Origin of the sequence: Serratia sp. H1w (assembly GCF_000633355.1) — a bacterium.
Taxonomy (GTDB): Bacteria; Pseudomonadota; Gammaproteobacteria; order Enterobacterales; family Enterobacteriaceae; genus Chania.
This window is the reverse complement of record NZ_AYMQ01000070.1, coordinates 1-25445: the sequence shown is the minus strand read 5'-3', so window position 1 is coordinate 25445 and position 25445 is coordinate 1. Positions and strand designations below refer to the sequence as shown.

The window sequence follows — 25445 nt, the reverse complement described above, 5'->3', positions numbered from 1 at the left end:
AAAGGGAGAGGGTTAGGGTGAGGGGCGTTAGTTACTGGCGGCTGTCGTTCGCCTGCCGCAGCAACGAACGGCTCTCGACCAGGAAGCGCTGGGCGTAATCCCCAAACCAGTGCTCCACCTTCTGGAAGCTTTCAATAAAGGCCTGCTTGTCACCCTGCTCCAACAACTTGATCGCCTCACCAAAGCGCTGATAGTAACGCTTGATCAGATGGATGTTGTCCTCTGAAGACATGATGATATCGGCGTACAGCTGCGGATCCTGAGCAAATAGCCGCCCTACCATCGCCAACTCCAGCCGATAGATCGGTGAAGAAAGCGCCAGTAGCTGCTCCAGTTGCACATTCTCTTCGGCCAGATGCAGGCCATAAGCGAAGGTGGCAAAGTGACGCAGCGCCTGGATGAAGGCCATGTTCTGATCGTGCTCGACGGCGCTGATACGATGCAAACGCGCCCCCCAAACCTGCAACTGCTCCAGCAGCCACTGATAGGCCTCTGGTTGACGACCATCGCAGTACACCACCACCTGCTTGGCTACGCTGCCCACATCCGGGCCAAACATCGGGTGCAACCCCAATACCGGTCCGCTGTGTACAGCCAGCATCGCCTGTAATGGACGATTCTTCACCGAGGTCAGATCAACCAGAATACAGTCTTGCGGCAACGGCGGCAGTTGGGCGATCACCTGCTCGGTGATATGGATCGGTACACTGACAATCACCATACCGGCATCCGCCAGCAGATTATCCGCCTGCGGCCAATCCTCCTGATCCAACACCTTCACCTGATAACCCGACAGCGTCAGCAGCCGGTTGAACAGGCGGCCCATCTGGCCATTACCGCCAATAATGACGATAGGACGCAGCTGCGGGCACAGCGTTTTGAAGCCTTTGTCATTCTCGCTGGTGTAGGATTCGCGCATGACACGGCGCAGCACGTCTTCGATCAAATCGGGCGGCACGCCAAGGCTTTCCGCTTCCTGACGGCGAGAGGCCAGCATCGCAGCCTCTCGCTCGGGTACGTAGACCGGTAAACCGTAGTGGCTTTTGACTTCCCCCACTTCCGCCACCAACTCCAGGCGTTTCGCCAACAGGGCCAGCAGCGCTTTGTCCACTTCGTCAATTTGATCGCGTAACGCGGTCAGTTCAGCCACCATAACTCACTACTCTCCAGTACGTGCCATCAGCGCAGCGCCGAGTTCCTGATGCATTTGGCGCAGCAGCGTCTCCGTGCTCTCCCAGTTGATGCAGGCATCGGTCACTGAAACGCCGTAGCGCATATCCACGCGCGGCTGTTCAGAAGACTGGCTGCCCTCATGCAGATTACTTTCCAGCATGATACCGGTGATCGAACGGTTACCCGCTCTGATCTGCTCAACCACGGACTCGGCAACGGCAGGCTGACGGCGATAGTCTTTATTTGAGTTGCCATGGCTGCAATCTATCATCAAGGACGGATGGAGTCCCGCTTCCTGCATCTGTTTTTCGCAGGCGGCAACGTGCTCGGCGCTGTAGTTCGGGGTTTTCCCGCCACGCAGGATCACATGGCCGTCTGGGTTACCCTGAGTTTGCAGCAGGCAAACCTGCCCGGCCTGGTTGATGCCGACAAAGCGGTGTGCCATAGAAGCGGCGCGCATCGCGTTGATTGCCGTGCCCAGGCTGCCGTCCGTGCCGTTTTTGAAGCCCACCGGCATTGAAAGACCGGAAGCCATCTCACGGTGTGTCTGAGATTCTGTCGTACGCGCACCGATCGCCGACCAACTGAACAGATCGCCCAGGTATTGCGGGCTGTTCGGATCCAACGCTTCGGTCGCCAACGGCAAGCCCATACCGACCAGATCCAGCAGCAGGCGACGCGCAATGTGCAAACCTGCTTCGACATCAAAGGATCCGTCCATGTACGGATCGTTGATCAGACCTTTCCAGCCGACGGTGGTTCTTGGCTTTTCAAAATAGACGCGCATAACGATATATAGCTGATCGCTCAATTCAGCCGACAGGGTTTGCAGACGACGCGCGTAATCCAGCGCGGCATCAGGATCGTGGATCGAACATGGCCCGCAGACCACCAACAGACGGTGATCCTGCCCTTTAAGAATATTGGCAATGGTTTGGCGGGCGGCAGCGATTTCAGTTTCATCGCTGGCACTGAGTGGGAACTGGTTCTTCAGCTCTTCCGGGGTGATCAGAACCTGTTCTGCACTGATATGTACGTTATTGAGCGCGTCTTTTTGCATGATGCTATTCCTGTCGTTTGCCGTTATGCGTGAGCGTAGTGAAAATATTGAGCGTTTCAGGTGCTACCTTAACCACTCCTTGTAAAGTTTTCAATCCATTTACTGTAAATAAAAAATTACCACACCAAATACAGGCCCCACCAATACACCAAGGAGAACAACAAAAACAAACAACACACTGTTTAAAAACATGAAATTAAAAAATTATCGCCCCATCCACGATGAGAAATCGCCTCTGGTCATCTTGTTAAAAACCCATTAGTGTAAATAAAAATGAACACACAAATAGCTCATGCATTGACACTGCCGTGTTCAAAAAACAGCCATTCACCGATGAGCTTAGGCGGCAAACCCTTAGCAGGCAAATTAACCACGCGCCAAATTAAACAACTAAAATACATTTATCCTACAATTAACTGGCAATTGATTTTCAATCTTTATCCATTTGTTTCTCTGTGCAAAGAATAATAACGTCGATTGAATAAATATTGCGGGATCTCACAGTTATCCCCCGCCAAATAAATAACTATGGCATAAATCGCTCGCACCTCTTTAGGGTTACTCTGCGAAGACAGAGCCCGTACTGCCTGCACTGAGGAGCGATGAGCATTAGCAGTTTTTTCTTTCAGACAAGGGACTCTCATGATCACATTGCAATTTGCAATTATTATTATCTGCCTATTAGTCGGCACCCGATTTGGCGGCATGGGGCTGGGCTTAATAAGTGGTATTGGCTTATTTCTGCTTTGCTTTATATTCGGTTTGGAACCCGGCAAACCGCCAGTAGATGTCATGCTCACCATTTTGGCGGTGATCGGCTGTGCTTCGGTGTTACAAACCGCTGGCGGTCTGAACGTCATGATGCAATACGCCGAGCGGCTACTGCGCCGCCACCCGCAGCACATTACCTTGCTCGCCCCTTTTACCACCTGGGCGCTGACCTTCCTGTGCGGTACCGGCCACGTTGTATACACCATGTTCCCGATCATTTCTGATATCGCGATTAAAAAAGGGATCCGCCCGGAACGCCCAATGGCCGTCGCCTCTGTCGCTTCACAGATGGCCATCACTGCTTCCCCGGTTTCCGTCGCCGTGGTGTCACTGGTTTCGATCATTGCTGCCGGCCATGGCATCGGCAAAGCCTACTCGCTGCTGGAAATTCTGGCCGTGTCGATACCGGCTTCGCTGGTCGGCGTATTGATGGCGGCGCTGTGGAGCCTGCGTCGCGGTAAAGATCTGGATAAGGATGCAGAGTTCCAGGCCAGGATCCAGGATCCCGAGCAGCGCGCCTATATCTATGGCGGCACCGAAACGTTGCTCAATCAAAAATTCCCTAAGCAGGCTTACTGGTCGACGCTGATCTTCTTCGGCGCTATCGCTATCGTGGTCATGCTCGGTGCCTTTGCCGATCTGCGCCCCTCCTTTGCCGATGCCAAGGGCGTGCTGAAACCGCTGTCGATGAATCTGGTGATCCAGATGATGATGCTGATCGCCGGTGCGGTGATCCTGATGGGCTGCAAAGTCAAACCTAGCGATATCGCCAACGGTGCGGTATTTAAAGCGGGAATGGTCGCCATCTTCTCGGTCTTCGGCGTGGCATGGATGAGCGATACCTTCTTCCAGGCGCATATGGGGGAATTGAAGGTCGTACTGGAAGACGTAGTGAAAAGCCAACCCTGGACTTACGCCATCGTCTTGTTCCTGGTTTCCAAACTGGTTAACAGCCAGGCCGCAGCCCTGGCCGCCGTCGCACCAATGGCCTTGCAGTTAGGCGTCGAGCCTAAAATGTTGCTGGCCTTCTTCCCGGCAGCCTATGGTTACTTCGTGTTGCCAACCTACCCAAGCGATCTGGCCTGCATCGGCTTTGACCGCTCTGGCACCACGCGTATCGGCAAATTTATCATCAACCACAGCTTTATTATCCCTGGCCTGATCGGCGTGCTGTGCTCCTGCATTACCGGTTATCTGCTGGTGATGACCTTCCTTTAATCGCATTTCTGACGGCAACGGACTCCTCCCCGTTGCCGTCGTTAACACCACGCCAAAAAGCCAACGTTATCAGTAGACGAAAAGTGCATAAGTCCCCCCGTTAAATTAAAAACTTAAGCTAACCAGGCCTATTTTTGTCCCCTCAGCGAACCGATATAATGTGAGCGCCATCACTTATAATCACACTTAACTACTGGATCCAAAATGCTCTCTTTACGCGCTCGTCGCGCCATTCCGCTGTTCTTTAGCTGCTTGACCGCCTTCACCAGTGTTTCCGTATTCGCCGACAATACCCTATTCACCGCGATGGACGATCCGGCCACCGCCAAGAAGCCGTTTGATGGTAATGTTCAGGCGGGTTACAACGCCCAGTCAGGCAACACACAGAACTCCACCCTGTTGGCCAACACCACCATGACCTGGTTTAACAGCGATACGGCTTACAGCCTGTGGGGCTCGGCGAACAACACCACGTCTTCCAACGTACGCTCCTCCGAGAAATACCAGGCCGGTGGTCGTACCCGTTATAATCTGACGGCCCGCAACTATATGTTCGGTCAGGCAGGCTGGTTGAACGATCGCTACAACGGTTACGACTCCCGCTCTACGCTGACTGGCGGCTACGGGCGTCAGATCTTTAGCGACCCACGTCAGGATCTGCGTGTCGAATTCGGTCCTGGCGTACGCCATGATGAATACCACGGCGGTGGCCGCACCACCCGCGCTCTGGCCTATGGCGCAGCCAACTATTCCTACAAGCTGACAGACACGGCCCGTTTATCCGAAGGCCTGTCCGCTTTGGCGAACGACGAAACCACCGTAAACTCCGAAACCGCGTTAAACGTCGCCATCAATAACGACTTCGCCCTGCGGTTGGCCTACACGGTGGTCTACAACACCAAACCACCGGCCTCGGCGCCAAAAAACACCGATACCACCACGTCAGTCACGCTGGTCTACGGTTTGTAATTTCGTCCTGCAACGTCCAACACCCTTCCTCTAAGCCCATAATTAATGGGCTTTTTTTATGTCCGCTAGCGCATTGAACATTTTGCTAAAAATAGTCATTTCCTTGCTTGACGACTTTAGCATTTTGATTAATACTGTATGTATATACAGTAATTATTACTAAGGTAAAAACCATGATAGACCCGGCAAACGAGGACAGCATCGACCCGCTTATCGTGGCCAACAGTCGCGTTTTCCTCCCGAACAGCCCACTGCGGCAGTGGATGTGGGGTTAACGCGATGGAGAGATTAACCTCATTCATTACCTACTCTGCGGCGCTGTTTCTCGCCTGGCTTGGCAAGCTCTCACCGCAGGATGTCGCCTTTCTGATTGGTGCGGCGGTCGGGATCGGCACCTTCCTGGTCAATTGGTACTACAGACGCAAGAGTCTGCAGATCCTGAAAAGCATCAAACGCGATGCGGCAGCACGGAGGATTTTTGATGAACTCAATCGTTAAACGTTGCAGCGCTGTGGTCATTCTGGCCATCGCCATGCTGCTGCCGCAGGCCAAGCTCATCCAGACCTCAGAACAAGGGCTGAAGCTGATTGCAGACTTTGAAGGGTGTCAGTTAACCCCGTACCAATGCAGCGCCGGGGTTTGGACCCAAGGTGTCGGTCATACCGCTGGTGTTATTCCAGGAAAAACCATTACACCCACACAGGCGGCGGAAAACCTGCTGGAAGATATCCTCAGGATGGAGAAGCGCATGGCGGCCTGTCTGCCACAACAGATGCCCCAAGCCACTTATGACGCCATCATGGCATTTGCCTTCAACGTGGGTTCCGGTGCCGCCTGCCGCTCTACCCTGGTGTATTTCCTCAACCAGGGCCAGTGGCAGCAGGCATGTGACCAGTTACCACGCTGGATTTATGTCAACGGTGTCAAAAATCGCGGGTTGGAACGCCGGCGGGCCGCCGAACGCGAACTGTGTCTGCAAGGCCTCAGTACGTAAAACACCACCAGTTACCCAGGGGAAAGAAAGGCTCGCCCAGTGATTTTTCGAGCCAGCGTTAACGAATAGTTTTTCACCGTTTTATCAAGAGGGGGGTTTCTATGATGCATTGTCCACTATGTGGTAGCGTGGCACACACTCGCTCCAGCCGCTATCTGAGTGAGTCGACCAAAGAACGCTATCACCAATGTCGTAACATTAATTGCAGTTGTACCTTTGCCACCCATGAATCCGTGGCCCGGGTCATCGTTTCACCCGGCGACATCATTCCGGCGCAGCCTCATCCACAAGAAGGCAAACAGCGCGCCGCCGCGATGTAATCAAATGAAGGGGGATTGCCATAACGGTAATCCCCCTCAGATTGCTGAAAAACTGCGTTGCACTATGTAATCCAGCGTTTCTTCCTCATCCCCAAGAATATCCTCAGGTGCTGTGGTTAAAATTTCATCTTTCACCTTGGTTTTTATAAACAGCAATGAGGTATTGGAAAAGAAGTAAGATCTCATCAGGTAAATAGAAACCCCTTCGTTGGAGAGTGCCATGTAGCTGCTTCCTATAAATGAGGTCTTTTTTATCCCTGCGGTGTATTTTTTTGCCAGAAGCTTACTGAGCATACCAAAGTAATCACCTTTAAATTCAAGTTGCAAGGCAGTTAACGCCTTGTTTTTATCAAACAGTATCAAGACATTCTTCAGGCCTTCGAAAACGATCTCTCTGTTCACCTCCTTGTTGTCGTTAGGCATTTCCTTGTAGATATTCCCTCCCAGAGCATCATTGACCCCCACTTTTACCGCCTCAGGGTGTGTCGATGTAAACGTATCCTCGGTTGTCTGGCCAAACTTTATCGTCAATGTGCCGGTACTGGCGGCGCTTAAGTGGCTACAAAAAAAGTAACTTGATAAGAAAACGATGAGGTAACTTGAAAAAAAACGCATGTTCATGATGTACCCTTCCCGGGACAGTGAGGCGTCAGCGTTCTCGCTGGTGCGCTAACTTGTCATTAAAAGAAGATCACTGTCAATAACGCCGATGGCTAAGCCGTGTCAGAACGGGGGAGGATAATGCTATAGAAAATGCCTTATGAAACAGACTCTCTCTCTTCTTTCATACCATGAGAGTGGCTATCGCTCTGTTGCAAACCTACTGTCGTTATTTTACATCGCATTGATAATAAATCGCCTTGGCGTGCACCCCAAAGCGGCAGTCTAGCCGACGCACCAACAAAAAAAGGGGCTTACCATAACAGTAAGCCCCTGATAACTATTAACTTTTTGGATGCAGCGTTAGTTTACGCGGTTCAGACGCTCTTTGATACGAGCAGACTTACCAGTACGTTCACGCAGGTAGTACAGTTTGGCTTTACGAACGGCACCACGACGTTTAACAGTAATGCTGTCGATTACTGGGGAGTGAGTCTGGAATACACGCTCAACACCTTCGCCGTTGGAAATCTTACGAACAGTGAATGCAGAGTGCAGACCGCGGTTACGGATAGCGATAACCACGCCCTCGAATGCCTGCAGACGTTTTTTGCTGCCTTCAACGACCCATACCTTCACTTCCAGGGAATCACCTGGACGGAATGCAGGTACGTCTTGCTTCATCTGCTCTTGTTCAATTTGCTTAATAATGTTGCTCATAATATGTCTCTTACCCTAGGTAAACTGATATATCGGTCTCGTCGAGACTATGCTCAGACGTTCCCTTCATAGTCCTGTTACTTAGCCTGATGTTCCCGTTGGAACTCGGCCAGCAACACCTCTTGCTCGTCAGTCAGAGCTAGGCTTTCTAGAAGTTCAGGTCTTCTAAGCCAGGTACGGCCCAGCGACTGCTTTAAGCGCCAGCGACGTATCTCGGCATGGTTGCCCGACAGCAGAACTGGCGGAACCTCCATCCCTTCCAACACCTCTGGGCGGGTATAGTGCGGGCAGTCCAGCAATCCATCGGCGAAGGAATCTTCCTCTGCCGAAGCCTGATGGCCCAGAACACCCGGTATAAAGCGGGCGACCGAATCGATCAGGATCATTGCCGGTAGTTCACCGCCGCTGAGAACGTAATCGCCGATTGACCATTCTTCGTCAATTTCGGTTTGGATCACGCGCTCGTCTATCCCTTCGTAGCGGCCACACACCAGGATCATCTTCTGGTTAGCCGCCAGTTCGCGCACACCGGTTTGATCCAGCTTGCGCCCCTGAGGTGACAGATAAATCACCTTTGCTCCCTCGCCTGCCGCTGCTTTTGCTGCATGAATGGCTTCCCGCAAGGGTTGCACCATCATCAACATTCCCGGGCCGCCGCCATAAGGGCGATCGTCCACGGTACGATGCCGGTCGTAGGTGAAGTCACGTGGACTCCAACACTGCACGCTCAGCAGGCCATTTTTTACTGCCCGGCTAGTTACCCCGTAATCGGTGATTGCGCGAAACATCTCAGGAAACAGGCTTACGATACCAATGAACACCAGCCAATCCCCATTTTGTTATTCCACTTGCTTCGACCATTAAATCCGGAGGTCAAAAACCAGGATCCCACTCAGCCTCGATAATCTTGGCGGCGAGATCGACTTTCTTGATAACCTGCCCATGAAGAAACGGGACCAACCGCTCCTTCATACCGAATGCATCTTTCAGGTTTGCCCGCACGACCATCACGTCGTTAGAACCGGTTTCCATCATATCGATGACTTTACCCAGCTCGTATCCGGAAGTGGTGACTACCTGGCAGCCCATAAGGTCTTTCCAGTAGTAATCATCGCCTTCCAGCGGAGGCAACTGCTCGGAATCTACCACAATCTCGCAATTGGTCAGTAAATTCGCCGCATCCCGATCGTCAATGCCTTTGACCTTGATGATCAGATCCTGACTGTGGCGTTTCCAGTCTTCCAACTCGACAAACTGCCACTGACCAGAGCGCTGGATTAACCAGGGCTGATAGTCAAATATGCTTTCGGCGTTCTCGGTGGATGAAAATACTCTGAGCCAACCACGAATGCCGTAAGTAGACCCCATCTTACCGAGTACAATCGGCTGCTTAGGTGCTACCGGTTTGAGTTGCTTGCTCATTGCCACCACCGCGACAGATTAAGCTGCTTTCTTAGCGTCTTTGATCAGCGCGTGAACGCGATCAGAAACGGTAGCACCCAGACCAACCCAGTGCTCAATGCGATCCAGGTCCAGACGCAGTGCTTCAGCCTGACCAGATGCGATTGGGTTGAAGAAACCTACACGCTCGATGAAACGACCATCACGAGCATTACGGCTGTCGGTTACTACTACTTGATAGAACGGACGCTTTTTAGCGCCGCCACGTGCCAAACGAATTGTTACCATAACATCCTCTTTAGTTAATAAAACAGCCGGGCCCCATTGAGGGACGGTGCCCGGTTGCAATATAAAAAGCCCGAAAATTTTACTCATTTTGGCGCAAAAAGCAATCTAAAGCGTAGATTGCCAGCAATTCGTTTTTGAACCATCACGCTTTCGGACGGTTTTTACCGCGAACGGCAAATCGGCAAACCCTGCCACAGCAAGCCTGTGACAGGATTTTAACGGCCTGGGAAGCCCGGTGGCATCATACCCTTCATGCCACGCATCATCTTCGCCATGCCGCCTTTTTTCATCTTTTTCATCATGCGCTGCATATCATCGAATTGTTTTAACAACCGATTAACATCCTGCACCTGCATGCCGGAGCCCATCGCAATACGACGCTTGCGAGAACCCTTGATAATTTCCGGCTTGGCACGCTCTTTCAGCGTCATTGAGTTAATGATCGCCTCCATGCGTACCAGCACTTTGTCATCCATCTGCGATTTGACGTTGTCTGGCAGTTGGCCAGCGCCCGGCAGTTTGCTCAGCATGCTGGCCATACCGCCCATATTACGCATCTGCTTGAGCTGATCCAGGAAGTCGGTCAGATCGAACCCGTCCCCTTTCTTCAGCTTGTTAGCCAGTTTTTCCGCCTGTGCGCGGTCAACCTTGCTTTCGATATCTTCGATCAGCGACAGCACATCGCCCATGCCAAGAATACGTGAAGCCACGCGATCCGGGTGGAACGGTTCCAACGCGTCGGTTTTCTCACCCACGCCGAGGAATTTGATCGGCTTGCCGGTAATGTGGCGAATAGACAACGCCGCACCGCCGCGCGCATCACCATCGACCTTGGTCAGCACCACACCGGTCAGCGGCAGCGCTTCGTTAAAGGCTTTGGCGGTATTGGCCGCATCCTGGCCGGTCATGGCGTCGACCACAAACAGGGTTTCCACCGGCTTGATCGCCGCATGCACCTGCTTGATTTCGTCCATCATCGCTTCGTCTACGTGCAAGCGGCCCGCGGTATCGACGATCAATACGTCGTAAAACTTCAGCTTGGCCTGTTGCAGCGCACGGTTAACGATGTCGATCGGTTTTTCTTTCACGTCTGACGGGAAGAAGTCGATGCCGACACCTTCCGCCAGGGTTTCCAACTGCCGGATCGCCGCTGGGCGATACACGTCGGCGGAAACCACCAACACTTTTTTCTTCTGCTTTTCTTTCAGGAATTTGCCGAGCTTGGCCACGCTGGTGGTTTTACCCGCCCCTTGCAGGCCTGCTATCAACACCACCGCCGGAGGCTGTGCCGCCAGATTCAGTTCGGTGTTTACCTCGCCCATCGCGGCAATCAGCTCGCTCTTGACAATTTTGACGAATTCCTGGCCCGGCGTCAGACTTTTGTTAACTTCATGGCCAACCGCGCTCTCTTTCACTCGGTTGATGAAGTCACGCACGACCGGCAGCGCGACGTCCGCTTCCAGCAATGCCATCCGCACTTCACGCAGGGTTTCTTTAATGTTCTCTTCGGTCAGCCGCCCGCGGCCGCTGATATTGCGCAGTGTGCGCGACAATCGATCGGTTAAATTTTCAAACATCGTCTCATGCTCAACGTAAGAGTCAGGCCGCAGTGGCGACACAATTGCGGCGATTATAACACGTTGCTTTGACGATCTCTGCCTCAGCGTTGGAGATTGGTTGGAGTAGGGAGCGCTGGACGTTATACTGGCAATCCAATTAACCATGCCGATGCTAAATAACGCTATGCCAGTATTCTCTCTTGTGGCTTTGATGGCCTACCTGCTCAGCCTTGGACTGATCATTCCCAGTTTGTTGCGGAAGAATAGCGCATACCGTCGGCTGGCCCTGGTCTCGGCCGTGGTGGCGCTGGTCTGCCACGCTATCGCCCTCCAGCAGCGCATCTTTGACGTCAGCGCCGGGCAAAATCTCAGCCTGTTGAACATTGGTTCGATCGTTGGCCTGATTATCTGTTCGGTGATGACCTACGTCGCCTCCCGCGATCGTGGCTGGTTCCTGCTGCCGATCGTCTACAGCTTTGCGATGATCAACCTGGCGTTTGCCAGCTTCCTGCCTGGGGAATTTATCACCCATCTGGAAGCCAGCCCGGAGCTGATGGTGCATATCGGCCTGGCACTGTTCTCTTATGCCACGCTGATTATCGCCACGCTGTACGCCCTGCAACTCGCCTGGCTTGATTACCTGCTGAAACATAAAAAACTGCGTTTCAGTGCCGATATGCCACCGCTGATGAGTATTGAGCGTAAGATGTTTCATATCACGCAGATCGGTGTGGTACTGCTAACGCTGACGCTGTGTACCGGCCTGCTGTATATGGACAACCTGTTTAGCAAAGAAAACGTGCATAAGGCCGTGCTGTCCATCATGGCCTGGTTTGTCTACATCGTGCTGCTGTGGGGCCACTATCACGAAGGCTGGCGTGGCCGCCGCGTGGTCTGGTTCAGCTTTGCCGGCTCTTTTCTGCTTACCATGGCCTACTTCGGCAGCCGCCTGCTGCAGGAACTGATGATTGTGCGCTGATCGTCCGGCGCTCCATCGCTCCGCTGAGGCACTGTTCTCCCCTACATAAGGAATACCGCGTTGGAGCACGTTTCGACAGAGACTCTCATTTTCATTCTGGTGATTATGGTCGCGGTCTCCGCTTATTTTTCAGCATCCGAAACCGGCATGATGACGCTCAACCGCTATCGTCTGCGTCACCTGTCCAAACAGGGCAACCGTGCCGCACGCCGGGTAGAGAAGCTACTGCAAAAGCCTGACCGCCTGATTGGCCTGGTGCTGATTGGCAACAACCTGGTCAACATCCTGGCCTCTGCGCTGGGGACTATCGTCGGGATGCGCCTGTATGGCGACATTGGTGTGGCGATTGCCACCGGGGTGCTGACCTTTGTCGTCCTGCTGTTCGCCGAAGTGTTACCCAAGACCTTTGCCGCCCTCTATCCCGAACGTATCGCCTTCCCCAGCAGCTTCCTGCTGGCACCGCTGCAAAAACTCATGTTCCCGCTGGTATGGCTGCTCAACGGCATTACCACCCTGCTGTTGCGGATTTTCGGCATCCGCACCAACGTACGCATCAGCGGCGCATTGAGCAAAGAGGAGTTGCGCACCATTGTTAACGAGTCCCAGTCGAAGCTTTCGCGCCGTAATCAGGACATGCTGATTTCAGTGCTGGATCTGGAGAAGGTGACGGTGGATGACATCATGGTGCCGCGCAATGAGATCGTCGGCATTGATATCAATGACGACTGGAAGTCGATCATGCGCCAGTTAACCCACTCCCCACATGGCCGCATCGTGCTGTATCGCGATTCGCTGGACGACTCCATCAGCATGCTGCGCGTACGTGAAGCCTACCGGCTGATGACCGAGAAAAAAGAGTTCAATAAAGAGAATCTGCTACGTGCAGCCGATGAGATTTACTACGTGCCAGAAGGCACGCCGCTCAACGTGCAACTGGTGAAATTCCAGCGCAACAAAGAGAAGGTCGGCATTGTGGTCGATGAGTATGGCGATATCCAGGGGCTGGTAACGGTTGAGGATATTCTTGAGGAGATCGTCGGCGATTTCACCACCTCGATGTCACCGACGCTGGCGGAGGAAGTCAATCCGCAGAGCGATGGCTCGGTGCTGATCGACGGCAGTGCCAACGTACGTGAGTTGAACAAGGCGTTTAACTGGACGCTGCCAGCCACCGAGGCTAGAACCATCAACGGCATGCTGCTGGAAGAGTTGGAAGAGATCCCCAACATCGGTACCAGGGTACGCATCAGCCACTATGATATCGATATCCTCGACGTGCAGGACAATATGATCAAGCAGGTGCGCGTCACGCCAATCAAATCCTTGCAGGCCAGCGTGCAGAACCATTAATTCTTTGTAATTTCAGTGTTATTCCCCTCACCTTAACCCTCTCCCCAAGGAGAGGGGACCGATCGAGCTCGCTATCAGTTACAGATAATTACCTGACCACGGCATTGAATCAGATCCTTGTGGCTGACCACGACACCGAACTAACCCCCCTCTCCTTTTTGGGGAGAGGGTTGGGGTGAGGGGAAACAGCGATCGCCGGATAACCAGCACGACACCATTTCCCCAGAGCAAACTAGATGTGCAACTCTTGCAGCTTATCTTCTGGCAGCGCCAGCTCTTCGTTATGATTCACGACGACGCCGTGCTCAAGAATATGCTTGGCGATTTCCTGTGCCTCTTCCAGCGAGTGCATATGGTAAGTACCACACTGGAACTCGTTCAGCTCAGGGATCTTACGCTGGTCGGTGACCTTCAGCACATCGGCCATCGCCGCTTGCCAGGCATCGGCGACGCGTTTCTCTTCCGGTACGCCAATCAGGCTCATGTAGAAGCCGGTGCGGCAGCCCATTGGCGAGATATCGATGATCTCCACGCCGTTACCGTTCAGGTGATCGCGCATGAAGCCGGCGAACAGATGCTCCAAGGTATGGATCCCACGCTCCGGCATCACTTCCAGATTCGGGCGACAGAAACGCAGATCGAATACGGTGATGGTATCGCCATGGGGAGTCTTCATGGTTTTAGCTACACGGACAGCCGGGGCCGCCATGCGAGTATGATCTACGGTAAAGCTATCCAGCAATGGCATGTCGTCACCTCATTCGTAAAATGAATTTATTTCGAAATTATTTTCGTACCGATGAAACCTTTTCCAACCCTGCGAGTCTTAATCTATGAAAGACGCGCATTTGTTATCATCATCCCTGTTTTCAGAGATGTATATTTGGCCACAGTGATGTGGCCTTTTTCTTTTTCAGCCCCCGCCGTTTTCCTTCAGGAACTGTTCAAAGCTTAGCGTATCACTGGCTTCTATGTCGCGTTGGCGCTGCCACGAGGCCTGTTGCTCCTGAGCGAGTTGCTCTTCGGTCAACAGTTCCAGCGGTTCTTCAATCAGCATTTGGCGATACTTTTCCGCCAGTTCCAGGCCAACATGGCCGGTGCCCTGCGCCTTCATTTCCTTCAGGATACGGGCCGAGAACGTCAGCTCCGGATCGTCAAACGCCGCGACCAGTTGTTCGCACACCTGTTGATATTGCCGATCGCCAGCTTCGCTATCCAATACTTCAGCCACCCGCTTGAGATCGTCAAACAGCGCTTTACCGACCTTATCCAACGGTTCACGGGTATCGTTACAACCGATGCCGATAGTCTGACCTGGCTTACGCCCTTCCAGGATCACGCGATTCCAGTTTTTACGGGTGCACAGCAGCTCATCGCTGCTCATTTCCGGCGCATCCGCCAATACGCACCACACCAGGAACAGATCCAGGAAACGCGCCTGTACCGCATCCACACCGATTGGCGAGAATGGGTTGATGTCCAACGAGCGCACCTCGATATATTCGATACCGCCGCGTAGCAGAGCATCTGACGGTGTCTCACCGCTGTGGGTGACACGCTTTGGCCGGATCGGGGCATAGAGTTCGTTTTCGATCTGCAACACGTTGCTGTTCAGTTGCAGATAGCGATCGCCCTCTTTCACCCCCAGCTTGGCATAGTCTTCCGAAGGCGTGGCGATCGCGCGCTTCAGACCTTGCACATAGGTTTGCAGGTCGTTGAAGGTAATGCCCAGATTGCTCTGCGACTTATTGGTATAGCCCAGATCGCTCAGACGCAGCGAGGTGGCATAAGGCAGATAACACATGCCCTGCTCATTACGCTCAAACGGCAAATCGGTTTCCCGGCCGTTGAGGAACGAGGAACAGATGGCTGGCGATGCCCCAAACAGATAAGGGATCACCCAACCAAAGCGATAGTAGTTACGGATCAGGCGGAAATAACCCGCGGAGATCTGCTCCTTACCGCTCTCTTCATCCTCAACGCCGGCCCACGCCTGCCAAAACTCCAACGGCAGGGAGAAGTTGTAGTGCACACCGGAAATGGTTTGCATCAGCGCACCGTAACGATTCTTCAACCCTTCGCGGTACAGCGTTTTCATCCGGCCAATATTGGAGGTGCCAAACTGCGCCAGCTCGATATCCTGCTCGGCGCCGATAAAGCACGGCATGCTCAGCGGCCACATACGCTCATCACCCAGATTACGCGCCACGTGACGATGGATATCACGCAGGAACGTCAGCAAGTGATCGAGATCGTCGTCAACCGGTGTAATAAACTCTAACAACGCCTCGGCAAAGTCCGTGGTGATCCAACGGTGCGTTAATGCCGCCCCCAGTTGTTCTGGATGACCCGTGCTGGCAAGCGTGCCATCCGCGGTTACCCGCAGTGTTTCACGCTCAATACCGCGCCGGATCCCTTTTAATGCATGAGGGTGGGCTTCCAACCAAGAAAGCGCCTGTGATACGTCCGGGATCAAATTGACCTCCCGCTTCTAAAAACGATAGCTGTAAGCATACTGAATCCACTCCCTTGAGAATATTGAGTTATATTCACTTGGTTATTGCCACCAGGCCATCCCTTGCAGGGTAATCATCGTCAAGATGATGTAACGCAACGCTTTCCCGAGACACAGGAACAGCGTGACAAAGCCCCATGGCATGCGTAGCCAGCCTGCCAACACGCACAATAAATCGCCCACAACCGGCACCCAACTGAGCAATAGCGCAGCCGGGCCAAAGCGTTGTAACCAACCCAGTGCCGTTTCCAGCCCTCGTTGTGGTTTCAACGCCGGTAACAGGCGCCCGATAATGACGTTGGTCAACCCACCCAGGGTATTTCCCAACGTTGCAGCCAGCACCAGTAAACCTGGTGAAGCGCTGCTGTTGGTCAACAACGCGACCAACACGATCTCTGAATTGCCAGGCAACAGCGTCGCACTTAGGAAGCTGCTGCCAAACAGCGACATGACCGCCAGCGTACTACTCACAACGTGCGAACGTCTACCACGGCCATATTGGCGCTTTTGGCCGCCTGAATGCCGAAATCGGCATCCTCAAACACCACGCAGTGTTCAGGAGGCACACCAATCAACTCCGCACAGCGCAGGAAGGTATCCGGCTCCGGTTTGTGGCGTTGGACATCATCAGCCCCGACGATGGCATCAAAGCAGTCGAACAGCCCTAAATGGCGCAGTAACATCTCTGCCATCCGGTGCTCACTGCCCGTACCTACCGCCATGGGGCGACGGCCGTGATATGACTTCACCACCTCAATCAGCGGTAATGGACGCACCGTGTCTAATAGCATGCTTTCTACCGCACGGGTTTTCTCGGCGGCCAGTTGGTGAGGATCGAGATCGGCCTGATGGGCGGCAATCACCGCCTGAGCAATGCGCCAGGTCGGTGAACCGTTCAGCCCTGTCATGGCGGCCGCATCAAACTTCATTCCGTAACGTGCCAACACTTCATGCCACGCCTTGAGGTGCGTCGGCTCGGTGTCCAGAATGGTACCGTCCATGTCGAAGATCAGACCTTGGTAGCGATCGTACATCGTGACTCCATGACCATTGAGCAAAGAAAGCTACTTTAGCGTAAAGCCGAAAGGTTGTCGCTGCCAGAGCATGACGGAAAATGCGGTGTAGAAGAGAGGTAGCACAAGATAGAAAGTAACAGGCAGGGGTTGAGAATCAGAAAGTAAAAAACCCGCCGAAGCGGGTTTTTCTAAGAAGATGGTGCATCCAGGAGGATTCGAACCTCCGACCGCTCGGTTCGTAGCCGAGTACTCTATCCAGCTGAGCTATGGATGCAATCTAATTTTTGTAGCGAATCTGTTTCGTTCCGTGAAACTTCACTGAAGAATGGTGCAACCAGGAGGATTCGAACCTCCGACCGCTCGGTTCGTAGCCGAGTACTCTATCCAGCTGAGCTATGGATGCACAGGAATTCTTTTTTGATACCGTATGGTATTGTTACTACCCCACCATACTGCAAAATATGGTGCATCCAGGAGGATTCGAACCTCCGACCGCTCGGTTCGTAGCCGAGTACTCTATCCAGCTGAGCTATGGATGCAAATGGCGGTGAGGCGGGGATTCGAACCCCGGATGCAGCTTTTGACCGCATACTCCCTTAGCAGGGGAGCGCCTTCAGCCTCTCGGCCACCTCACCAGTACGCTTCTTACGAATCGTGCCTAACTTGCTTTTAAAGAAGCTCATCGGCACTGCGTGGCGCACATATTACTTTCGTGGGTTTATAAGTCAAACATTTTTTCCCAACTCCTGCGCGTTTGCACAAATCACAGGCAACATGAGCGATTTCACGGCAAAAAGAGTGCTTTATCAACAGGAAAATGGCGTGTTACTGCGGAAAAGCGTTTTGTCACAGGAGAAAGATTTTGGATAAAAATGTGGGGAAGAGTGCAACTAACGTGAAAAACGGGGGAAAGCGGGTGAAGGGAAAGCAAGGAGCGTCTCGCTATAGAACGAGACGCTACTTAGAAATCAGTAAGTCGTCTGTTGAGACTTCTCGGCCTGGATGCGCTGGTAGATTTCTTCACGGTGAACAGACACCTCTTTGGGGGCATTCACACCAATACGAACTTGGTTGCCTTTAACCCCTAGCACTGTGACCGTAACCTCATCGCCAATCATGAGGGTTTCACCAACTCGACGAGTCAGAATTAACATTCTTTGCTCCTTGAAAGATTAAAAGAGTCGGGTCTCTCAGTTTCCCCGCCATTATCCATTATATACAGTGAAAACGTAAGTCAAGAACCCACAATAAATGTAAGCAGACTTGGTGTCACTCCAGATTAAGATAAGTTTAGCCGACTTGGAAAACTTTGTTCCCGCAATTGTCACTACATTGTGTTAGCACAGTCTAAAAACGCCGTAAACCACAGTGGATTACGGCGCCAGTAACGTGCCTATTTATTTATATTCACAGTTTCGCGGCCACCCAGGCCTCTACGCTGTTTAATGCTGCAGGCAAGGCGTTGGCATCACTGCCCCCAGCCATAGCCATATCAGGGCGTCCACCGCCCTTGCCGCCAACCTGCTGTGCGATGTTGCCGATCAGCTCGCCGGCCTTAACCCGGTCGGTCAGATCTTTGGTCACACCCGCAATCAGGCTGACTTTGCCTTCTTCCACCGTTGCCAACACGATGATCGCTGAACCCAGCTGATTTTTAAGATCGTCAACCATGGTACGCATGATCTTCGCCTCAACGTTTTCCAGCTGGCTGACCAGCAGCTTCACGCCGTTAACCAGTTTGGCTTGACTCGACAGCGAAGCACTTTCCTGCGCAGCTTGCTGATCTTTCAGCTGTTGCAGCTCTTTTTCCAGCGCGCGGGTGCGATCGAGCACCGCACGCACTTTATCAGTCAGGTTATTGCTGTCACCCTTCACCAGGTGGGCAATATCCTGTAACAGATCGCTCTGCTGATGCAGGGTAGCTATCGCCCCTTCCCCTGTCACCCCTTCAATACGGCGGATACCGGCTGCGGTACCCGACTCACTCTGGATGCGGAACAGGCCGATATCACCGGTACGGCTGGCGTGCGTACCGCCACACAGTTCGGTTGAGAAGTCGCCCATGGTCAGCACGCGCACGTGGTCGTCGTACTTCTCGCCAAACAGGGCCATAGCGCCCTTCTCTTTGGCATCATCCAGCGCCATCACTTCGGTCTGCACCGGCAGGTTACGACGGATCTGCTGATTAACCAAATCTTCTACCGCACGGATTTGTTCAGGTTTCATCGCTTCGGAGTGCAAGAAGTCAAAACGCAGGTACTTGTCGTTAACCAACGAGCCTTTTTGCGCGACGTGCTCGCCCAGTATCTGGCGCAATGCCGCATGCAACAGGTGCGTGGCAGAGTGGTTCAAACGGATACGATTACGACGTGCGCTGTCGATGATCGCGTCAACGCGGTCATTCAGCTTCAGCGAACCGCTGGTCAGCTTGCCCAGGTGACCAATTGCCTGGCCATATTTCTGCGCATCACTAACAACGAATTCGCTACCAGCGGTTTTCAGCACGCCTTTATCGCCAACCTGACCACCCGACTCGCCATAGAATGGCGTCTCGTCCAGCACCACCACGGCCTCTTCGCCCGCATGGATCTCATCCACCGGCTGGCCATCGCGGAACAGAGCGGTCACTTTCGCCTGCTGCTCTTCACGGTCGTAACCATTGAACTGGCTGGCACCGTCAACGCGGATCAGGCTGTTGTAGTCCGCACCAAAACCGCTGGACTCACGCGCACGGCGGCGCTGGGCCTCCATCGCCTGTTCAAAACCTTGCTCGTCGACCTTAAGGCCACGCTCACGGCAGACGTCAGCGGTCAGATCCACCGGGAAACCATAGGTATCGTACAAGCGGAATGCCGTTTCACCGTCCAGGGTATCGCCCTGCAACTTGGCCAGCTCGTCATCCAGCAGTGCCAAACCGCGCTCCAGCGTACGGGCAAACTGTTCCTCTTCGGATTTCAGGACCTGCTCAACCTGTGCCTGCTGACGCTTCAGCTCGTCGGCAGCCGGGCCCATCACTTCGATCAACGGAGCAACCAGCTTGTAGAAGAAGGTGTCTTTCGCGCCCAGCATATTGCCATGACGGATCGCGCGACGAATGATACGGCGCAGTACATAACCACGGTTTTCATTCGATGGGATCACGCCATCGGCGATCAGGATGGCGCAAGAGCGAATATGGTCGGCAATCACGCGCAGCGATTTGTTGCCCATATCGGTTGCGCCGGTTAGTTTGGCAACGGCGGCAATCAGGGTGGTGAACAGATCGATTTCGTAGTTGGAATTCACATGTTGCAGCACCGCAGCGATACGCTCGAGGCCCATACCGGTATCCACCGAAGGTTTCGGCAGCGGCAACATGGTGCCATCTGATTGACGGTTGAACTGCATGAACACGATGTTCCAGATTTCGATGTAGCGATCGCCATCTTCTTCCGGGCTACCAGGAGGGCCACCCCAGATATGGTCGCCGTGATCGAAGAAGATCTCGGTGCACGGGCCGCACGGGCCGGTGTCACCCATCTGCCAGAAGTTATCGGAAGCAAAGGCCGCGCCTTTGTTGTCGCCGATGCGGATGATACGTTCCGCAGGCACGCCGATTTGCTTTTGCCAGATGTCGAAAGCTTCGTCATCGGTCTCATAGACGGTGACCCACAGCTTGTCTTTTGGCAGGTTGAACCAGTTTTCACCGGTCAATAGTTCCCACGCGTAGCTGATGGCATCGTGTTTGAAGTAGTCACCGAAGCTGAAGTTGCCCAACATTTCAAAGAAAGTATGGTGACGGGCGGTATAGCCGACGTTTTCCAGATCGTTGTGCTTGCCACCGGCACGCACGCAACGCTGTGAAGTGGTGGCACGCGAGTAGGCGCGCTTGTCCAGCCCCAGGAAAACGTCTTTAAATTGGTTCATGCCGGCATTGGTAAACAGCAATGTCGGATCATTGTTAGGTACCAGGGAGCTGCTTGCTACAACCTGGTGGCCTTTACTATGAAAGAAATCGAGAAACGCTTGACGGATCTCAGCGGTGCTCTTGCTCATAATTTTCCCGGAAAGACTAGAATAACGACGCGTGAGAGAGGCTCGACATCCTGACGAGATCCTCTGGCTCACGAACTAAATGTGGGGATAAGATAAATTTTCTTCGGAGGGAAGTAAAACGCCGTGTGCATTCATTGCGCAAAATCACGGTAAATCGACTGTATTTCTTCCTGGAAGAAGCCGCGGTAGAGCAGATAGCGCAACACTTTGGCCTTGTCTTTCCATTCTACCGGCAACGGATCGCCAAACTTGCGCAACGCGATCTCCCTGGCCTGCTCACACCAGTCGATTTCGCATTCTGCCAGTGCGTCCTGGACAATTTCCTTGTCCACGCCCTTTTGCGTCAGTTCCGAGCGAATACGTTGAGCACCATAACCCTTACGGCTACGGCTGGCGATAAAGCTATTGGCGAAACGGCGATCGTCCAGCCAGTTATGCTGGTAACAATAGCTAATCACCTGTTCAACGATGGCGGGATCGACAGGTTCTTCGGGGGTATCTTTGGGGGATTTGTTGCCGAATTTGGCGTTCGCCATAAATGACGGCGCCGCAAGTTTGCGGCGCAGCTCGGCTTCACTATGATCGCGTTGGGACAATAGCCGCATCGCACGGCTAATCAACGCGTTTTGCTGGTTACCAGTTGGCTGGCCTGCATCATTCATATCTGAAGACCTTGGTGATCGCTATACGCACCGCTAAGTGCGTATAGCCACCGGCAAAGATTAGAACTCTTCGCTGGTTTCTGCTTCATTGTCATCGGCCTGCTCGGCACCGGCAGCAACCGCTTCGCCATTGCTGTGCAGCAACAGGTCACGCAGTCTTTTGTCCAGTTCCGCAGCAATAGCCGGGTTTTCTTTCAGGAAGTTACAGGCATTGGACTTACCCTGACCGATCTTCTCACCGTTGTAGCTGTACCAGGCCCCGGCCTTCTCGATCATCTTGTGCTTCACGCCCAGATCGACCAATTCACCACGGCTGTTGATCCCTTCGCCATACAGGATCTGGAATTCTGCCTGTTTGAACGGTGCAGCGATTTTGTTCTTCACCACTTTTACGCGGGTTTCGCTACCGATCACTTCGTCACCTTCTTTAATCGCACCGATACGGCGGATATCCAGACGGACAGAAGCGTAGAACTTCAGGGCGTTACCGCCGGTGGTGGTTTCCGGGTTACCGAACATCACACCAATTTTCATACGGATCTGGTTGATGAAGATCAGCAGGGTGTTGGCGTTCTTCAGGTTACCAGCCAATTTACGCATGGCCTGGCTCATCATACGTGCCGCCAGCCCCATATGTGAGTCACCGATTTCGCCTTCGATTTCCGCTTTTGGCGTCAGCGCCGCAACGGAGTCGACGATGATGACGTCAACCGCGCCGGAACGGGTCAGCGCATCACAGATTTCCAGCGCCTGCTCACCGGTATCCGGCTGAGAACACAGCAGGTTGTCGATATCCACGCCCAGTTTCTTGGCATAGATAGGATCCAGCGCGTGCTCGGCATCGATAAACGCACAGGTTTTACCTTCGCGCTGAGCGGCGGCAATCACTTGCAGAGTCAGGGTCGTTTTACCGGAAGATTCCGGGCCATAAATCTCAACGATACGGCCCATTGGCAAGCCGCCTGCACCCAGTGCGATATCGAGCGACAGTGAACCGGTGGAGATCGTTTCAACGTCCATGGAGCGGTCTTCACCCAGACGCATGATGGAGCCTTTGCCGAACTGTTTCTCAATCTGGCCCAGTGCTGCAGCTAACGCCTTTTGCTTGTTCTCATCAATAGCCATTTTTGCTCCTTGGTTGCGCAATGCCGGTATTACCCCACACTGCCGCTGTAATAGATGTCGTGCCGGAAATTGCGTTAATTATACTGTATGGTCATACAGTATCAAGCCTAATTTTACAAAAATTCATCAAGCGCCGTTTGCAGCGCAAAAATCGTGGCTTGCAGGCGTACCGCATCACGATCGCCAGCAAATTGCCTCTTGCACGCCAGCACCCGGCCGGAGCGTTCGGCAAAACCAAACCACACGGTGCCGACCGGTTTTTCCTCACTGCCACCATCCGGGCCAGCAATGCCGCTGACCGAAAGCGCCAGATCGGCCTTGGCGGCATGCATTGCCCCCTGCGCCATTTCGCGTACCACTTCCTCACTGACCGCACCATGCGCCTGCAAGGTCGCTTCCGCCACGCCCAATAGCTCATGCTTTGCCGCGTTACTGTAGGTCACAAAGCCGCGATCGAAATAGGCCGAGCTGCCGGCAATATCGGTAATTGCCTTGGCAATACCGCCGCCCGTACAGGACTCCGCGCAGCTGATCCAGCGCTCACTGGCCTTTAGCCTTTGCCCGACGGAAATACTGAGTTCACGCAACCGATTGTCGCTCATTGCCTCTCCTTAATGAATCAAGGTATATGCGCCCGATAGTAGCATTTATCAAGCTTCTGAGGCGGTTTGCAGGGCGAAATGCCAAGCGCTTCGCAGGACTGCGGTTTTAAGCCGTTGTTTGAACTGCTAGTATCGGGGTTAGCGTCCAGCCTGCTGCGGCAGGCCAGTTTGTTCGGATTGGATCAATCTTCGACAAAAACAGGAAGGCCGAGTGAAAAAAACGTTAGGGGTATTCTTTCCGCTCTATACCACCACCCTGCTGATGTTGCTGGGTTCAGGGTTGCTGACCACCTACATTTCCCTGCGGTTAACCTCCATCAACGTCAGCGGTGCCCTGATCGGGGCCATTATCGCTGCCAACTACATCGGTCTGGTGATCGGCGGCAAGGTGGGCCACTTTCTGATTGCCCGCGTCGGGCATATCCGCGCCTATGTCTCCTGCGCCGGGATCATTACCGCTGCGGTACTTGGCCACGGCCTGACGGAGTACATCCCGGTCTGGGTGGTACTGCGGCTGATTATCGGCCTGTGTATGATGTGTCAGTACATGGTGCTGGAGAGCTGGCTGAATGATCAGTCCGAATCCAACCAGCGCGGCATGGTATTCGGCTTCTATATGGCGGCCTCCTACCTTGGCATGTCGCTGGGGCAGGTCGTGCTGATGCTGCAAGCCAATCTGGGTATCACCACGCTGCTGCTCATCGCGCTGTGCTTCTCCCTCTGCCTGGTGCCGATCGCCCTGACAACCCGCACCAATGCCCGGCATATGTCACCCGCCCCCATGGAACTGCGCTACTTTGTGCGTGCTATTCCGAAGGTATTGGCCACTACGCTGGTGATCGGCATGGTAGTCGGCTCCTTCTACGGGCTGGCACCGGTGTATGCCAGCCAGCAGGAATTGACCACTCAGCAAACCGGCCTGTTTATGGCCATCGCCATCTTTGCCGGGCTGGTGGCACAGTTTCCGCTGAGCTGGCTGTCGGACCGTTACAACCGCACGCTGCTAATGCGGATTAACGCGCTGCTGCTGGTGATTGCTGCCTTACCGTTGGCCCTGTTGCCCCATATCGATTTCCCGGTGTTGTTGATCGTCGGCTTCATGGTCAGCATGTTGCAGTTCACCCTTTACCCACTGGCGGTAGCGCTGGCCAATGACATGATTGAGCCAGAACGCCGTGTATCCCTGGCCGCCTGTCTGCTGATGGCATTTGGCGTGGGTGCCAGCATTGGTCCGCTGGCCGTTGGCGCGCTGATCCAACCTCTGGGTGGGAATATCCTGTATGTGTTTTTCGCGTTGTGTGGCCTGTTGATTATGGCCTGTAGCAGAACGGTCAAACAGGATGAGTCGCAATTTGTGCAGGATGCGCCAGTACCTCATATCGCCATGCCAGACAGCCTTTCCAGCTCCCCGCTTTCCCCGGCCTTGAACCCAACGTTCGATGAGCAGACCATTCAGGAGACCATGCCTGCGCCGGAAGCTGCCCCCGATCCGCAAGCAGAAACACCATCGGCTGAACCGCTGCTGGAAGAAGAGCCCGCCCATCCTCAAGGCGCAGACCCAGAAGAAGACACCGGGCTGAAAAAAGCCTACACCATGCTATAGGTTAGCCGGGCGTGGCTCCCCACGCCCTCAAAATCTGAAGGCTTTCTTATACTACCGATTGAAATCAGTAGTATAACTAATAAATAAAAGGTCTTAACTTCACACTTTTAAAGAATATCACTTTATTATCCCGTAGTGTAACAGCAAGCAATCCTGAAAAAATCGTTAGTTTTGCAATGTAATTATTCTATTTATCCCACCCGGTAGCACCACTTATTAAATAAGTAAAACCCGCACAGAAAAAAAAGCCAACCATTTAATTAATGACAAATTATATTATAATTACACATAATTAAAATGATAATCGAAATGCAATTTATCCAATTAGCAATTAAATAAACCGGCAACTTAAGAAACCATTATTAATTCATGGTTACTTAGCCGCGCTGGCAAACAAGAATTTTTATCAATAACGAACCAATACAATAATCATTGCTGCGTATGGCATTTTTATCAAAGCTCGCTTATACCCAATAAACCTCAAG

The 25445-nt window shown here is 53.2% G+C and carries 25 protein-coding genes and 4 tRNA genes; 8 read left to right on the top strand and 21 right to left on the bottom strand.

The features are described 5' to 3' along the window. Positions 1-31: 31 nt before the first annotated feature. The gene (tyrA, locus tag U869_RS0117435; protein ID WP_025120385.1) at positions 32-1153 is read right to left on the bottom strand and encodes a bifunctional chorismate mutase/prephenate dehydrogenase; all 1122 of its coding nucleotides are present in this window, start codon (positions 1151-1153) and stop codon (positions 32-34) included. A 6-nt stretch (positions 1154-1159) separates the two neighbouring features. Then, the gene (locus tag U869_RS0117430) at positions 1160-2233 is read right to left on the bottom strand and encodes a 3-deoxy-7-phosphoheptulonate synthase (RefSeq protein ID WP_025120386.1); all 1074 of its coding nucleotides are present in this window, start codon (positions 2231-2233) and stop codon (positions 1160-1162) included. 642 nt (positions 2234-2875) lie between these two features. Between U869_RS0117430 and U869_RS0117425 the strand changes: the two genes are divergently transcribed. The 5 genes from U869_RS0117425 (at position 2876) to U869_RS0117400 (ending at position 6505) form a co-directional block, all read left to right on the top strand. Beyond that, a complete protein-coding gene (locus U869_RS0117425) occupies positions 2876-4222 on the top strand; it encodes an anaerobic C4-dicarboxylate transporter (RefSeq protein ID WP_025120387.1) in 1347 nt (448 codons plus the stop codon). Positions 4223-4426: 204 nt separating this feature from the next. After that, complete coding sequence (locus U869_RS0117420) at positions 4427-5191, top strand: YdiY family protein (protein WP_025120388.1); 765 nt, start codon at positions 4427-4429, stop codon at positions 5189-5191. A gap of 279 nt (positions 5192-5470) precedes the next feature. Beyond that, positions 5471-5689: a holin gene (locus tag U869_RS0117410; protein ID WP_025120389.1), complete on the top strand. Its 219-nt coding sequence runs from the start codon at positions 5471-5473 to the stop codon at positions 5687-5689. After that, a complete protein-coding gene (locus U869_RS0117405; protein WP_025120390.1) occupies positions 5673-6185 on the top strand; it encodes a lysozyme in 513 nt (170 codons plus the stop codon). Before U869_RS0117410 ends, U869_RS0117405 begins: the two co-directional genes overlap by 17 nt. A 101-nt stretch (positions 6186-6286) precedes the next feature. Continuing rightward, positions 6287-6505: an ogr/Delta-like zinc finger family protein gene (locus U869_RS0117400; RefSeq protein ID WP_025120391.1), complete on the top strand. Its 219-nt coding sequence runs from the start codon at positions 6287-6289 to the stop codon at positions 6503-6505. A gap of 36 nt (positions 6506-6541) precedes the next feature. On the opposite strand, the gene U869_RS0117395 is transcribed toward U869_RS0117400, so the two are convergent. The 6 genes from U869_RS0117395 to ffh all read right to left on the bottom strand — a co-directional run bounded on the left by U869_RS0117395 (position 6542) and on the right by ffh (position 11091). After that, positions 6542-7126 carry a hypothetical protein gene (locus U869_RS0117395; RefSeq protein WP_025120392.1) on the bottom strand — a complete coding sequence of 195 codons (585 nt, stop codon included), beginning with the start codon at positions 7124-7126 and terminating at the stop codon, positions 6542-6544. Positions 7127-7468: 342 nt separating this feature from the next. Beyond that, positions 7469-7825: a 50S ribosomal protein L19 gene (rplS, locus tag U869_RS0117390; protein WP_025120393.1), complete on the bottom strand. Its 357-nt coding sequence runs from the start codon at positions 7823-7825 to the stop codon at positions 7469-7471. A 77-nt stretch (positions 7826-7902) separates the two neighbouring features. After that, positions 7903-8646, bottom strand: coding sequence for a tRNA (guanosine(37)-N1)-methyltransferase TrmD (trmD, locus tag U869_RS0117385; protein ID WP_029987408.1), 744 nt, complete (start codon positions 8644-8646; stop codon positions 7903-7905). Between the two features lie 52 nt (positions 8647-8698). Further along, positions 8699-9247, bottom strand: a complete 549-nt coding sequence (rimM, locus tag U869_RS0117380) for a ribosome maturation factor RimM (RefSeq protein ID WP_021182184.1) — start codon at positions 9245-9247, stop codon at positions 8699-8701. Positions 9248-9265: 18 nt separating this feature from the next. After that, on the bottom strand, positions 9266-9514 hold the full coding sequence (gene rpsP, locus U869_RS0117375) for a 30S ribosomal protein S16 (RefSeq protein WP_004932501.1): 249 nt from the start codon (positions 9512-9514) through the stop codon (positions 9266-9268). A 215-nt stretch (positions 9515-9729) separates the two neighbouring features. Next, positions 9730-11091: a signal recognition particle protein gene (ffh, locus tag U869_RS0117370; protein ID WP_025120394.1), complete on the bottom strand. Its 1362-nt coding sequence runs from the start codon at positions 11089-11091 to the stop codon at positions 9730-9732. A 166-nt stretch (positions 11092-11257) separates the two neighbouring features. Between ffh and U869_RS0117365 the strand changes: the two genes are divergently transcribed. Together U869_RS0117365 and U869_RS0117360 are read left to right on the top strand one after the other, a co-directional pair. After that, the gene (locus U869_RS0117365; RefSeq protein ID WP_025120395.1) at positions 11258-12052 is read left to right on the top strand and encodes an inner membrane protein YpjD; all 795 of its coding nucleotides are present in this window, start codon (positions 11258-11260) and stop codon (positions 12050-12052) included. 60 nt (positions 12053-12112) lie between these two features. Further along, a complete protein-coding gene (locus U869_RS0117360) occupies positions 12113-13402 on the top strand; it encodes an HlyC/CorC family transporter (RefSeq protein WP_025120396.1) in 1290 nt (429 codons plus the stop codon). Between the two features lie 232 nt (positions 13403-13634). Here U869_RS0117360 and luxS read toward each other — a convergent pair whose 3' ends face one another. From luxS to pncC, 13 genes are all read right to left on the bottom strand, one after another. Beyond that, positions 13635-14150: an S-ribosylhomocysteine lyase gene (luxS, locus tag U869_RS0117355; protein WP_025120397.1), complete on the bottom strand. Its 516-nt coding sequence runs from the start codon at positions 14148-14150 to the stop codon at positions 13635-13637. Between the two features lie 165 nt (positions 14151-14315). Then, positions 14316-15878, bottom strand: a complete 1563-nt coding sequence (gshA, locus tag U869_RS0117350; protein ID WP_025120398.1) for a glutamate--cysteine ligase — start codon at positions 15876-15878, stop codon at positions 14316-14318. 81 nt (positions 15879-15959) lie between these two features. Further along, on the bottom strand, positions 15960-16388 hold the full coding sequence (locus tag U869_RS0117345; RefSeq protein WP_025120399.1) for a YqaA family protein: 429 nt from the start codon (positions 16386-16388) through the stop codon (positions 15960-15962). Further along, complete coding sequence (yqaB, locus tag U869_RS0117340) at positions 16385-16951, bottom strand: fructose-1-phosphate/6-phosphogluconate phosphatase (protein WP_025120400.1); 567 nt, start codon at positions 16949-16951, stop codon at positions 16385-16387. The genes U869_RS0117345 and yqaB overlap by 4 nt, the downstream gene beginning before the upstream one ends. 179 nt (positions 16952-17130) lie before the next feature. After that, positions 17131-17207, bottom strand: a tRNA-Arg gene (locus U869_RS0117335). Positions 17208-17259: 52 nt separating this feature from the next. After that, positions 17260-17336 (bottom strand) — tRNA-Arg (locus U869_RS0117330). Positions 17337-17395: 59 nt separating this feature from the next. After that, positions 17396-17472: transfer RNA gene (locus tag U869_RS0117325), tRNA-Arg, on the bottom strand. Positions 17473-17475: 3 nt separating this feature from the next. Beyond that, a tRNA-Ser gene (locus tag U869_RS0117320) sits at positions 17476-17568 on the bottom strand. 333 nt (positions 17569-17901) lie between these two features. After that, positions 17902-18087 (bottom strand): carbon storage regulator CsrA, encoded by a 186-nt coding sequence (gene csrA / locus U869_RS0117315; protein WP_004091602.1) that lies wholly within the window; start codon positions 18085-18087, stop codon positions 17902-17904. Positions 18088-18340: 253 nt separating this feature from the next. Then, entirely contained in the window at positions 18341-20968 is a 2628-nt protein-coding gene (alaS, locus tag U869_RS0117310; protein ID WP_025120401.1) for an alanine--tRNA ligase, read from the bottom strand. A gap of 131 nt (positions 20969-21099) precedes the next feature. After that, entirely contained in the window at positions 21100-21630 is a 531-nt protein-coding gene (gene recX, locus U869_RS0117305; RefSeq protein WP_025120402.1) for a recombination regulator RecX, read from the bottom strand. Positions 21631-21690: 60 nt separating this feature from the next. Beyond that, positions 21691-22755: a recombinase RecA gene (recA, locus tag U869_RS0117300; protein ID WP_025120403.1), complete on the bottom strand. Its 1065-nt coding sequence runs from the start codon at positions 22753-22755 to the stop codon at positions 21691-21693. A 113-nt stretch (positions 22756-22868) separates the two neighbouring features. Beyond that, positions 22869-23357 carry a nicotinamide-nucleotide amidase gene (gene pncC / locus U869_RS0117295; RefSeq protein ID WP_025120404.1) on the bottom strand — a complete coding sequence of 163 codons (489 nt, stop codon included), beginning with the start codon at positions 23355-23357 and terminating at the stop codon, positions 22869-22871. Positions 23358-23568: 211 nt separating this feature from the next. On the opposite strand from pncC, the gene U869_RS0117290 reads away from it, so the two are divergent. Continuing rightward, a complete protein-coding gene (locus U869_RS0117290; RefSeq protein ID WP_025120405.1) occupies positions 23569-24960 on the top strand; it encodes an MFS transporter in 1392 nt (463 codons plus the stop codon). Positions 24961-25445 lie beyond the last annotated feature (485 nt).